Origin of the sequence: Alcaligenes sp. 1735tsa3 (assembly GCF_024134565.1) — a bacterium.
GTDB lineage: Bacteria > Pseudomonadota > Gammaproteobacteria > Burkholderiales > Burkholderiaceae_B > Alcaligenes > Alcaligenes phenolicus.
Map to the genome: position 1 here is coordinate 2,154,828 of NZ_CP099862.1, position 12,120 is coordinate 2,166,947.

Sequence of the window (12,120 nt, forward strand, 5' to 3'; positions counted from 1 at the left end):
CGCCCAACTGGGGCGGCATTTTTTAGCAAAGCGATATTGCCAAACTCATGATCCAGACTTCACCGATCAGGCTTTCAGCGTATAGCGCAAAATCTCCACGATTTGCTCGGGGCTAGTTGCCCAGGCCTGCGCACTGGCATCTACTTCTTTCAAGGGGTGGATAATGTCTTCGGCGTGCAACGTCACGTACGGTTTGCCCAGGGCGGCACAGAAACCGGCATCAAAGGCAGCATTCCACTGTTTGTACTTGTCTCCAAAACGCACCACGACCAGATCCGCCTGTTCAATCAGGGTTCTGGTACGGATGGTATTGATTTTGGAGGATTTGTGATCACGCCAGAAACCTTCGCTGGCCGGTCCCAGGTGATCGCCAGCGGCATCGCTGGCATCGTGATCGGTAACAGGGCTGGTAAAGGTAATATCCAATCCAGCGGCCTTTGCACCTTGAGCAATCTGCTCGCGCCAATCCGTGTGAATTTCGCCGGACAGATAAACGGTGTAAGTCATTACATACTCCATAAAGAAAAGCCGGACGCCTCTTTAACAGGCGCCCGGCGCATTCAAACCCACCCAACAGTAGCATATTGAGCGGCACCTAACAGCAGGCAAACGCGATAGCCCTTATTCGCAAACGCATCAGGGGCTAAAGAAACGGGTTTCTTTATGAAGCCTGTGGATCAGCGAATCGGGATGGCAACCGGACGCAGCGGAGCCGCATCACCGCCCCGGATCTTGAGCGGACCACCAATAAAGGCAAACTCATAGACCTTGTCCTTGGACAATTCATCCAGAGCAATCAACTCAATGATCGGTGCGCCTTGTTGGGCCAACAGATAGGTATGCAAGGGGACGTAATCATCAGGCACCTCGGAAGGGAAGGTTTCAAAGCTCAAATTGTCCGCACCCACAATCATCGCACCGCCTTCCTCCACCAGATAACGAGCAGCATCCAGACCCATGCCGGGCGGCGCGTTCATGTAGGCTTTAGGATCATTAAAGAGCTTCATGCGGCCCGTGCGGATCAGGACAATATCGCCTTCTTTCAGCACCGTTTTCTGACGGGCCAGTGCATCCTTCAAGTCCTGGCGTGTGATGCGGTATTGATCGGGCAGCATGTCTACGCCTTTGGCGGCGGCCACATCAATCAAGACGCCACGGGCGATCAAGGGCGGGAATTTCTCGATGCCAGTACGGTTCCAGCCACGGTCACCCAGATGCTCATCAGCCTTGAAACCATTCCAGATCTTTCCATGAATCCCGAAGTGATTCAGGGCATCAATATGGGTGCCTGTATGGCTGTACATGGAAAAAGCCGTGCCTGTGTAGCTACGAACCGCGTTCATCTCATCGCCAACTCCCATCGGGTCATCCACTGCGGTACCACGGGGGGTATGGGTCATCCAGAACTGATAGTGCGGGTCTCCCGCGTCCTGCCAGCTGGGCATGCCCAGGTAGTAGTCGGTTGCCAGGTCATACACTTTGCTGCCATCCAGACGGGACAAGATGGCAGCCCGGGAAGCAGCAGTGATCAGGTTCAAGCGACCAATTTCATCGTCCGGCCCCCAGGGGCTGATGCCCACTTCCTGAGCACTAAGGGGCAAAGGGTTGCTCGCTGGGTGAGTGGAATGAGCCAGAGAGACGCTCATGCTGCTTGCACCAACCAGCAGTAAACCGAGAAGACGGTGAGAAAAACGAATCGACATGGATGTCCTTTTATGAAGCGTAGATAAGAAAGAAAGGGGCAGCGCTTACAGCAAAGCGCGCAAACGGCTTTTGAGCATTTCGGCGGATTGGGTCTGCAAACGAGCCAACACTTGGCCGGTCTCGCGTGAGGAGACTAATAAAGTGGGGATGGACTGGATCCCTAGCCGTACCGCTTCGGCGCGATCGGTTTGAACTCGCTGCTGCGCGATATCGCTATCCATAGCATTCAGAAAGGCCTCACCATCAAAGCCTTGCGCAATGGCGACCTCCAGTAGCGTGTCCATATCGCCGATATTGCGACTTTCTGCCAGATGCGCGCGCTGCACGGCATCGAAGAAATTCCAATGGGCATCGTCGCCAGAAAGTAGCTGCGCCGCCTGACACGCCCGAGCGGACAACATTCCATGGGGATAGTCGAAGTTCTGTGCTCGCATGCCCTCGATATTGATGGACTGCGTATCGTCGTGTTGGGCGCAGGCGGCCCAGTGGCCCAGGATTTCACGTTTGGCGCGCTCCATGGAGCCGAAGGCTTGCAGCATCTGCTCGCGGCTGTCTTGCAGAACAAAGGTATGGTGGCGGACCTGGATGCCCAGTTCGGCGGCAACTTGCCGCAAGCGTGGCGACATGACATAACACCATCCGCAGACGGCGTCATGGAAGAAATCAATAATCAGGGGGGAGACAAGCAGCTGGGTCGGGTGTGTTTGATCGTGCATTGTGATGTCCTTGTAAGATGGTCATCACAATAGCGTTCCCCGGAGCGGAGAATAAGCACGTGGCGGTGCAGACAGTTTTTACTCCGAGTTCATAAAGGTCTGTTTACAGGGCGTTGGACATGGCATGAGGCAATTGGGCAGCCAGATAATCCACGAAGGCTTTGACCTTGGGTTGCAGGTGTCGGTTGGTTGGATACACGGCGTAGATATGGCGTGGCTCATTCACCAATTCGGGCAAAACGCGTTGCAACTGCCCGCAAGCAATTGCTGGATCTGCCAGAAAGGAAGGCAGGGCGCCAATACCCAAACCGGCAATCAGAAAGTCGCGCAGCATCAGGCTGTTATTCACTTGACTATGCTCGCCTGAAAACAGCAAAGCCGTACCACTGGGGGTGTGCTGTTGAGGATTGCTGTCGAAATCACTATCAAAAGTAAGGCCCTGGGTATGTGCCAGGCTATAGCTGATCATTTTGTGATTGCGCAGATCCTGCAAGGTCTGAGGCAGGCCATGCTGCTTCAAATAGGTGGGGGCGGCGCATAATTTTTGCTCGATGGTGGCGAGGCGACGAGCAATCAGGGTGGAATCATCCAGGCTGCTACGCAAACGCACCGAGACATCAAAACCATGAGCCACGGCATCCACGATCCGGTCTTCCATCACCAGCTCCAACTTCAGTTCCGGATACTTGTGTAGAAAATCCGTCATCAATGGCGATAGGACGCTAAGTGCAAACGACAAGGGGGCATTCACGCGCAAGGTCCCCGTCACGCGCTGGGACTGCTGTTTGACCGAGCGCTCCAAAGCGTCCAGCTCATCCAGTATCCGACAGCATTCGGCATAGTAGCTGCGGCCAGTCTCCGTCAGACTCATGCTGCGCGTAGTGCGCTGGATCAGCACCGTATCCAGATGCGCTTCCAAGGTACGCAGTTGCTTGCTCAAACCCGCTGCGGATATCCCCAGATCCTCCGCGGCTTTGGCAAGTCCGCCCAGCTCCACAATGCGCCGGAAGGTGCGCATGACATTAAAAGTGTCCATAAGGGATAGGTACTCCAACAATCAGCTATAGCAAGGCTTGGGCGGGGAGCATGCCCGAAAACAGGAACGCAGCCCCCACAGGAATCGTATCCTACCGCATTGCCGCGGGCTGTCTGCATCTGATTTTCTTGTCTCGAAGCGAATCCCTTATTTCCAACCCAGGCTATGGGATTGCTCCAGAGCCTGGTGACGCTGATCATCATCCGCATGCAGATAGATATTGGTCGTAGCGATAGACTCATGGCCCAAAGTGTCCCGGATGATACGTAGATCCACCCCTTGATCAGCCAGGTGAGAACCCGCCGAGTGACGCAGCCAGTGAGCCGAGGCCTGCTCCAGAATACAGGCCTGAGACTCCTGATCGGGATGCAGACTCCGTAAACGATCCGCACTACCTTGAAAAACCTGTTTGACCAGAACATGCGCCATGGCCCGCGTCAAATGCTTGTCGCTGGCACCGGCGGACATTAATAAAGGATAGGGCTCCAAAGCCTGGGGCGGTCCTTCCAGCCCATGCGCTTGTCGGTAGCGCATCAATTCGCCGTACAGCTCTTGCGTTAAAGGCACACGACGCCATTTGTCGCCCTTGCCGTGGATATGCAGCCACCACTGAGCCGTCGTTCCCGCATCAACACGTTCCTGAACATCGGCCATACGCGCCTGAACCAGTTCGGAAATGCGCAGGGCGCCGCCATAAAGAATGGAAAAGAGCCAACGTACGCGGGCTTTATAGCGCAACTCGCTCTGCGTATCTTCAGGAAGGGCCTGGATGTAATCCTGTACCCAACGCCATTGCAACCGGGTCAAGTACCGTTGCTGGGGGGCGGTGGTTTTCTTTTGACGTCGGCCCTGATGAGACAAGGCCAAAGGATTGCCCGCCAAATACCCCGCCTGTACCAGCCAGCTAAATAAAGAGTTCAGAATCAATAACGCCTGATTCCGGCTGCTTTCAGACAAGGGCCCCGCAAATGGCCGCCATGCCGCATGGTGACGGGCAGGGCGGGAGCGCCCTTGAACCACCCAGCGATGAGCGGGTTGAGGGTCCGCCAGAAACAAACGATAGGCCAGGATGTCTTCCAGGCTAAGCGAGGACAAGTCCTTGCGACGCTCCAATACCGCCCATAACAAGAGGCGCTCCGCCTCCTTGCGGTAGTTCGCATAGGTGCGTGGACTATCTATATAGCGCGCCAACCAGGCCCGCAATGCCTCTATATCTGTTTGCGCCTCAATCTGTGCACGTCCGCCGATAGACCGGTTGGCACCTTGCCGCCCGTCAAAACGAGCCAGCAATTGAGCAATATCGTCCGATCCCAGGTCGGTTGAGGGCGAAGTGTTGGCTATTTCCATGAATAAGCAGAAAAACGAAGGCGATAAGAGAGCAGGGAAGGACTTTCAAACCCGTGCCTGTGCCAATCAGCCTGTTTAGGGTCAGATATTTGACATTATAGAGATAATGTCAAATTATAGAATCCAATTTGTTGATAATTTTATATATTACGTTGTATTATTAATTAAATTATCAACAAAGGTGAAAAAATGGAGCAAAACCAGCCAAACGAGGGGCAAATCCTGGCTGATGTTGCCCAATTACGTGATCGCTTCAGCCATACGCAGACTTTGTACAAAGAAGTGGCCGCACTCCTGTTTTTCCGCTATGGCGTCACACCTACGGCCAACAAGCTGTACCAATTGGTGCGCAAAGGCAGCATGAGCGCTCCGGCTCAGGCACTACAGACGTTCTGGGAAGATTTGCGGGATAAAAGTCGAGTTCGGCTGGATGTGGCCGACATGCCTGAAGAGCTACAAGCCCTGACGGGGGAGCTGCTGGGTCGTATCTGGCAAGAAGCGATGGGACACTCGAAGCAGCAGATGCTGCATTACCAGACTCAGGCTGATGAACACGTCGCACAGGCTCAAGCCCAAACCCTGGAGGCCCAACAGGCACTGGAAGTAGAGCAGGGCGCCTTGAAAAATGCCCAAGCCCATATAGAAAGGCTGAAAGAAGAACTACAGGCAGCCAGTCAGGTACAAGCAGTTCTGAAACAAGACTTGCTGCACGCCAAACAACGTCAAAACGAGCTGGAAACCGAAAAACAATTGGTTCAACAAGAACTGCGCCGCCAAGGTGAGCAATTCACCCAGGACTTGGAGCGGCTGCAAAAGGCTATTGAGCTGACCGAAGAACGCGCCCAGGCCAACGAGCGCCGTGCTTTATTGGAAATCGACAAGGAACGCTCCATTCAAACGCGACTGCGTCAGCAAATAGAAGAGGCCGAGCAAGCAAACAAGGCCCAGCGTCAAGCTCACGAACAGGAGCTGAACAAACAGCAGGATCAAATGCAGAAACTGCGCCAGGAGTTGGGGCAAGAGCAGGGCGAGCGCCGCGCGATGCAAGCGGCTATGGATATCAGCCATAACTTGGCCAAAGAGATGCAGGGGCAATTGCAAATGTTGCGTACTCGCGCTGCTTTGCTGGAGCGGGAGAATGAAGAGGCGCGCAAAACAGCCCAACGACTCAGCCAGGAACTGGAACAAGCCCAAAGCCAGCCTGTACGCCCCCTACGGTTGAAGCGACGCCTGATCAAGAACGATCCTGAACAATAAAATCTATTTAGCAGCCTATGCCAGCCATCCGTAAGGTTGATTTGCTGCACTTTCAATCGCCTGGATAGACCACTGCGTGTAACGGTCTGTTTTAGCGTAAACGATGCACAGAAGGCTTATGCTAAGCTTTTGCCCATGCTGCGCGCACCCATTTCATCTCGCAAAACAATAGGCTGGCTTTTATTAGTCGGCCTGCTTGTTTTTTTTGCCAGCATGAGTGTGAGTAGCAGCTTTGCCGCACACGCCACGATTCAAAATACGGATCGCAGCACTGTTCAAGCGCAACATGCCTCGTCGGGGCAATCTCACCATAGCGCTCCCAACCATTGCAGCACTCCAATGAAAAGTGGTTGCTGCGCTTGTCTGGCGACGCAGGCTCCACCACCTGAAGCGGTGGCATTACAGCCCGTTTTCCCTCCCGTCCCCCTGCATCAAAACTACGTCTCCCGGCTGATTGGCCCCGCCCAGCCACCTCCGCGCTCGTCCTGATCATCTCGTTTTAATTGCCGCCCAAGCGCTAAAAGCCTGTGCTGATCCAGCCTGGGTGGTACGTGTGTATTGATGATTGATAGGGATAAACCCATGAAACGACGCGATTTTTTTAAACTGACTTTGGGTGCCAGCCTCTTGAGTAGCCTGCCTATGCGAAGCTGGGGGCAGGGCATGATGGGGCACCACGGCTCCATGTCTGAAGGTATGCCCGGTCACGGCATGAGCACCCGCCCAGGCCTGATGCCCATAGAAAAAATGCCGGCTGGCCAGGCTCTGCAAGCTCTACCTGTACTTAAAAACAGTAGTCAGAAAAAAGGGCTTTTCCAGGCCAAAATTACTGCTGCTGCCCATCAACGCGTTCTGGCAGATGGAAAAAACACCGAACTCTGGCTTTACAACGGCCAAGCTCCCGGCCCGCTGATCGAACTATATGAGGGCGACCAAGTAGAAATCGAGTTTGAAAACCAGCTGGATCAGGCCACTACCATCCACTGGCACGGTTTGCCGGTTCCCTCTGATCAGGACGGCAACCCACAAGACGCGGTGATGCCAGGACAAAGCCGCTACTACCGCTTTACCTTGCCCGAAGGCTGCGCCGGTACGTACTGGTATCACCCACACCCTCATGGCAAAAGCGGTGAGCAAGTCGCCCACGGATTGGGCGGGACAATTATTGTCCGCTCTCCCAAAGACCCATTGAAAGACTATACGGAGCAACACTGGGCCATTAGCGATCTGCGGTTGGACATTAATGGCCATATTCCGGCCAACACAGGTCCTGACTGGATGAACGGCAGGGAAGGGCAGTTCGTGCTGCTGAATGGTCAACGCCAACCCCTTATCCAGGCCAGCACAGCAGAACGCATCCGTGTCTGGAACTCGTGTTCTGCCCGTTATTTGAAGCTGCACATCCCCGGTGCCCGTCTGGTTCAAGTCGGTACAGATGGCGGACTGACAGAACAAGCCTTGGCAGCGGCCGAGTCGATTTTGTTGGCCCCGGCCGAACGGGTGGAGTTCTTTATCCAGGCGGATAAAGATCTGGATAGCAGCTTGCAAGCACTGTATTACGATCGGCAAAAAATGATGGTGCAGGAAAGTCCTGAAACCCTGACGCTGGCAACACTGAAAATCCGCCATCAGGAAATCGAACTGCCCAAGCAATTACGCACAATCCCTGCCATTCCAGCAGCCGCCAGTACCGCAAAAGTCGTATTCAGCGAAGTCATGCCCATGAACCATGACATGCAGTCTGGGCACGGCTCTGGTATGACAAACTCATCCGGGATGAACCACCAGGGTATGGCAGGCATGGACAACGATATGATGCCCGGCATGGCTGCCATGCGTTCCATGTTCCGTATCAACAATCAGGTCTACGACATGGACCGCATCGACCTGCGTTGCCCAACAGGGCAGTGGCAGTACTGGGATGTGATTAACGATTCCCATATGGACCATCCTTTCCATCTGCACGGCACACAGTTTCAGGTATTGGCGCGCCAAACCGGGATGCAGTCCGTACCGGAGGCGTTCCGGGCCTGGCGCGACACGGTCAATCTGCGGCCCAATGAGACGGTCCGGCTAGCATTCCGCCAGGAATTGCCCGGCCTGCGCATGTTCCACTGCCACATTCTGGAGCACGAGGACCTGGGCATGATGGCGCAGCTAATGGTGGAGTAGCCTGACCGCTGATGTAGAGCCTTGAAAACATCCGCCCTGCAAGCCTGTGTGCCAGCAGGGCGGACAAAGCAGTCCTGCCTGAAAAAAACCCGGCGTCGCCTGCATTACAATACCGCTTTTGAATTTCTCATTTTCAGCGGAGCACGCGCCATGAGCCTGTTGGGCACCCCTTTATCGTCGTCGTCGGACAAAATCATGCTCTTGGGCTCGGGAGAGCTGGGCAAAGAAGTACTGATTGCGCTGCAACGCCTGGGGGTAGAAACCATAGCGGTGGACCGCTACGAGAACGCACCTGGTCAGCAGGTCGCCCATCACTCGCGCACCATCACCATGAGTGATGCCGAACAATTGCGCGCCCTGATCGAAGAAGAAAAGCCCACCCTGGTTGTGCCCGAGATTGAAGCCATTGCCACCGGCGTGCTGGAAGAGCTGGAAGCCCAAGGCAAGGTACGCGTCATTCCGACGGCCCGTGCCGCTCGCCTGACCATGGACCGCGAAGGCATCCGCCGCCTGGCCGCTGAAACCCTGGGTGTTCCCACCAGCCCCTACCAGTTCTGCGAATCGCTGGAAGAGCTGCAAGCCGCTATCGACGACAAGATTGGCTACCCTTGCGTCGTCAAACCCTTGATGAGCAGCTCGGGCAAGGGTCAAAGCAAGATCAGCGGCCCGGACGATGTTGCCAAAGCCTGGGACTACGCCATGGCAGGTGGCCGCGTCAGCCAATGCCGCGTCATTGTTGAAGGCTTTATCGACTTCGACTACGAAATCACCTTATTGACTGTCCGTGCCGTAGGCGCAGACGGCCAGATCGAAACCCAGTTCTGCGATCCCATCGGCCACAAGCAGGTAGATGGCGACTACGTAGAAAGCTGGCAGCCCCAGCCCATGAGTCCCGCAGCTCTGCAAAGCGCACGCGATATTGCCCAAGCCGTTACCCAGAACCTGGGCGGCCAGGGCTTGTTTGGCGTTGAGCTGTTCGTGAAGGGCGATCAGGTCTGGTTCAGTGAAGTCAGCCCCCGTCCACACGACACCGGCATGGTCACCATGGCCACCCAATGGCAGTCAGAATTTGAACTGCATGCACGCGCCATTCTGGGCCTGCCTGTGAATACCGCCTTGCGTATGCCCGGCGCCAGCGCCGTGATCTACGGCGGTGTAGATGCAAAAGACGTGAATTTCCTGAATGTGGCTGAAGCCTTGCGCATCCCGCAAACCGATATCCGTCTGTTCGGCAAACCCGAGAGCTTTGAAAAGCGTCGCATGGGTGTCGCATTGGCCGCAGACGCTGATCTGGAAACGGCCCGTGCAAACGCCCGCCAGGCCGCGGCCACCGTAAAAGTCCAAGCCCGCTAAAACAAGGAGTTTTCCACCATGCCCATCATCGTCGTCCTGCTGTTCCTGGGGATTATTGCGGCGCTTGTGTATGGTGGAATGCAGCTCTTTAGCCTGGTCAGTGCCAGTGCCGGAGTTATTGCCGCGATCTTGAGCCTGCTGATCGCAGCGGCCATTCTGGTGGCCCCCTTCATCGTATGGCGACGCCGTTATCTGGCCATTCACGGCAAAAAGCAGCAAGGCCAGCGTATTCTGGAACTGGCTTTACCCGACGGTTCAATACGCCTAGATGCCCTGCAAAAACGCGGTCAGATTCAAACGGGGCAGGGAACACGAGCGTTTATTTTTGCGGATATAGACTCGGTCGAGCTGCAGGGCAGGGGATTGACGCTGACTTTGCGTAACCCAACGCAAAGTTGGGAAATCCAGCCTGCCCATACCGCAGAAGCCAAACGTTGGCGCAAAATCCTTAGCCTGGCAGCACGGCAGGATTTATAAGGCTCATCGTCAAAGCAAATCGGCAATACGCCTAACCGAAGTAAAGCCTTGTCGGTAACAAAGCACGTGTAGCCTTATACCTGCTCACTGACCTGATCAGACAAGGCCGGCTCATTCAGGCTGATCATGTGCTCATCCAAAGACTCCAGCGTCTCGACGACCGTACGCAGAACCTGAATACGGGCGGCTTTTTTGTCCTTGCTGGGCACAATATGCCAAGGTGCCATGTGAGTATCGGTCTGGGCGAACATTTCCTCTGCAGCACGTTGATACGCCGTCCATTTCTCCCGGTTACGCCAATCGTCTTCCGTAATCTTGTAATTCTTAAAGGGCGTTTCCTCGCGGGCCTTGAATCGTTTGAGCTGCTCGTCCTTATCAATATCCAGCCAGAACTTGATCACAGCCGTACCGTTGGCCAGCAACTGTGCCTCAAATTCGTTGATTTCCTCGTAAGAACGATGCCAGGCGGCACGGGAAATCAATTTTTCCACCCGCTCCACCAGCACACGGCCATACCAGGATCGATCAAAAATCGAGATTTCCCCCAGACGCGGCAGTTTGCGCCAGAAACGCCATAGATAAGGGCGTGCCAGCTCCACAGCATTAGGGGCAGAAATAGGGTGGATATCGTAAGTGCGCACGTCCAGGGCTTCGGTCAAACGGCGGATAGTGCCGCCTTTACCCGCTGCATCCCGCCCCTCAAACACCAGTACCAAAGAGTGCTTGCGGAAAGCTTTGCTACGTACCGCGCAGGATAAACGGCCCTGCCAATGCAAAAGCTCGGCGTCGTAATCCTGCACAGATTCTTCAGGAGGAGGGGACTGAAGCGAAGCAGTCGGGACGTTCAAGCGAAACGGGAAGGCATGGGGCTCTTTCACCTGACGCGGGACAATAGGCTTGTCCATGGCCTGCAACACCACCTTGGCCAAAGACACATCACGCAGGTTCTTATCTGCGCTAGGGATAACAACCCAAGGGGCGTAATTCCGATGGGTCAGATTGATAGTTTGCGTCGCTGCATTGCGCAAACGATTGAATTGCTTATGAACTTTCAGGTCAGCCTTGCTGACACGCCAGGCAGTACTAGGATCAGACATCAAGGTAGCGCATCGATCCAGTTGAGCCTGCGCAGAAAGATGGAACCACAGCTTCAGAACCTGCACACCTTGATACGCCAACTGCGCTTCAAAACGATTGATCAGATGGGTATACAAAGCAATCTTGGCCGGATCCGGTTCTTTACGGCCCAGCTCTTTCATTAAAGGCGCATACCAGGACCCAAACACCAAACCCGTCTGACCACGAGCGGGCAAACTATTCCAATAACGCCACATCAAAGGGCGCATGGCTTCTTCTTCACTTAACTTGCCAAACGCCAGAGTGTGCACATGGCGCGGATCCAGCCACGTGTTCAAGGTATTGATAGCAGAGCCTTTACCCACACCGTCCATACCTGCCACCACGATCAGCAGGGTTTGATCTGCCTTATCCAGACGTTCGTACTGCTTGGATAGCAAGGCTTCACGCAGGATTTCAATCTGCGCCTTGGCCAAGTCATCACTCAAGCTGGGATCGCGTTCGGCAAACTGTAGTACATGGCCCATGGTGCTTTGCTCCGATTTACATAGCTGCTCACTATAACCATGCAAGGGAAGACTTAACTACCTTCAGAGCAAAAATAATCCGGAAGAAGAGAGAGGAGTGAAAAGCGGTAAAAACAGGTGCTTAAGGGAATGGGGCTAAAGTCTATCGATTACTGACTTTACATAATATATATTATGCGATTTATATTTGAAGTCGGCACAGCCCCACATTTACAAGCGTCTCCAACCCGATAGTGGCTACAAGTACTTCCCCACCTCCAAGCCCACTACCTGGCAGATGATTTACCCGAGCGCTCAGCGCTCGTGCATGACCTTTGGTGCAGATGACTCAATGAGCCTGGCCAGCTTTGGCGATTACAAAACCGATGGTGCCGATGGCTATATGTGGAATATGTGGAACCACTATGACTGCTGCCGCATCCGTGGTGAGTTTTTATACAGCATCCCTTAAGCG

At 54.6% G+C, this 12,120-nt stretch carries 11 protein-coding genes; 5 read left to right on the forward strand and 6 right to left on the reverse strand.

From position 1 onward, the window contains the following. Positions 1-66: 66 nt before the first annotated feature. The 5 genes from NIZ92_RS09940 to NIZ92_RS09960 form a co-directional block, all read right to left on the reverse strand. Complete coding sequence (locus NIZ92_RS09940) at positions 67-507, reverse strand: YtoQ family protein (protein ID WP_254001843.1); 441 nt, start codon at positions 505-507, stop codon at positions 67-69. A gap of 170 nt (positions 508-677) precedes the next feature. After that, entirely contained in the window at positions 678-1,703 is a 1,026-nt protein-coding gene (locus tag NIZ92_RS09945) for a cyclase family protein (protein ID WP_254001844.1), read from the reverse strand. Between the two features lie 45 nt (positions 1,704-1,748). Beyond that, positions 1,749-2,420 carry a DsbA family protein gene (locus NIZ92_RS09950; protein WP_254001845.1) on the reverse strand — a complete coding sequence of 224 codons (672 nt, stop codon included), beginning with the start codon at positions 2,418-2,420 and terminating at the stop codon, positions 1,749-1,751. Between the two features lie 103 nt (positions 2,421-2,523). Further along, complete coding sequence (locus NIZ92_RS09955; protein WP_254001846.1) at positions 2,524-3,456, reverse strand: LysR family transcriptional regulator; 933 nt, start codon at positions 3,454-3,456, stop codon at positions 2,524-2,526. A gap of 147 nt (positions 3,457-3,603) precedes the next feature. After that, complete coding sequence (locus NIZ92_RS09960) at positions 3,604-4,803, reverse strand: tyrosine-type recombinase/integrase (RefSeq protein ID WP_247966798.1); 1,200 nt, start codon at positions 4,801-4,803, stop codon at positions 3,604-3,606. Positions 4,804-4,992: 189 nt separating this feature from the next. Here NIZ92_RS09960 and NIZ92_RS09965 point away from each other — a divergent pair, with 189 nt between their 5' ends. From NIZ92_RS09965 to NIZ92_RS09980, 4 genes are all read left to right on the forward strand, one after another. Beyond that, on the forward strand, positions 4,993-6,060 hold the full coding sequence (locus NIZ92_RS09965) for a DNA-binding protein (RefSeq protein WP_254001847.1): 1,068 nt from the start codon (positions 4,993-4,995) through the stop codon (positions 6,058-6,060). 582 nt (positions 6,061-6,642) lie between these two features. After that, positions 6,643-8,232, forward strand: coding sequence for a multicopper oxidase family protein (locus NIZ92_RS09970; RefSeq protein ID WP_254001848.1), 1,590 nt, complete (start codon positions 6,643-6,645; stop codon positions 8,230-8,232). Between the two features lie 150 nt (positions 8,233-8,382). Continuing rightward, entirely contained in the window at positions 8,383-9,585 is a 1,203-nt protein-coding gene (gene purT / locus NIZ92_RS09975; RefSeq protein ID WP_060185305.1) for a formate-dependent phosphoribosylglycinamide formyltransferase, read from the forward strand. A gap of 18 nt (positions 9,586-9,603) precedes the next feature. After that, on the forward strand, positions 9,604-10,062 hold the full coding sequence (locus tag NIZ92_RS09980) for a hypothetical protein (RefSeq protein ID WP_035271590.1): 459 nt from the start codon (positions 9,604-9,606) through the stop codon (positions 10,060-10,062). Positions 10,063-10,136: 74 nt separating this feature from the next. On the opposite strand, the gene pap is transcribed toward NIZ92_RS09980, so the two are convergent. Beyond that, positions 10,137-11,666: a polyphosphate:AMP phosphotransferase gene (gene pap / locus NIZ92_RS09985; protein ID WP_060185086.1), complete on the reverse strand. Its 1,530-nt coding sequence runs from the start codon at positions 11,664-11,666 to the stop codon at positions 10,137-10,139. Between the two features lie 187 nt (positions 11,667-11,853). Between pap and NIZ92_RS09990 the strand changes: the two genes are divergently transcribed. After that, positions 11,854-12,117 carry a TraU family protein gene (locus NIZ92_RS09990; RefSeq protein WP_254001849.1) on the forward strand — a complete coding sequence of 88 codons (264 nt, stop codon included), beginning with the start codon at positions 11,854-11,856 and terminating at the stop codon, positions 12,115-12,117. Positions 12,118-12,120 lie beyond the last annotated feature (3 nt).

Coding starts and splice junctions, on each gene's coding strand:
- NIZ92_RS09970 (WP_254001848.1), top strand. CDS start 6,643: ATGAAACGACGCGATTTTTTTAAACTGACTTTGGGTGCCAGCCTCTTG.
- pap (WP_060185086.1), bottom strand. CDS start 11,666: ATGGGCCATGTACTACAGTTTGCCGAACGCGATCCCAGCTTGAGTGAT.
- NIZ92_RS09945 (WP_254001844.1), bottom strand. CDS start 1,703: ATGTCGATTCGTTTTTCTCACCGTCTTCTCGGTTTACTGCTGGTTGGT.
- purT (WP_060185305.1), top strand. CDS start 8,383: ATGAGCCTGTTGGGCACCCCTTTATCGTCGTCGTCGGACAAAATCATG.
- NIZ92_RS09965 (WP_254001847.1), top strand. CDS start 4,993: ATGGAGCAAAACCAGCCAAACGAGGGGCAAATCCTGGCTGATGTTGCC.
- NIZ92_RS09940 (WP_254001843.1), bottom strand. CDS start 507: ATGACTTACACCGTTTATCTGTCCGGCGAAATTCACACGGATTGGCGC.
- NIZ92_RS09960 (WP_247966798.1), bottom strand. CDS start 4,803: ATGGAAATAGCCAACACTTCGCCCTCAACCGACCTGGGATCGGACGAT.
- NIZ92_RS09955 (WP_254001846.1), bottom strand. CDS start 3,456: ATGGACACTTTTAATGTCATGCGCACCTTCCGGCGCATTGTGGAGCTG.
- NIZ92_RS09980 (WP_035271590.1), top strand. CDS start 9,604: ATGCCCATCATCGTCGTCCTGCTGTTCCTGGGGATTATTGCGGCGCTT.
- NIZ92_RS09950 (WP_254001845.1), bottom strand. CDS start 2,420: ATGCACGATCAAACACACCCGACCCAGCTGCTTGTCTCCCCCCTGATT.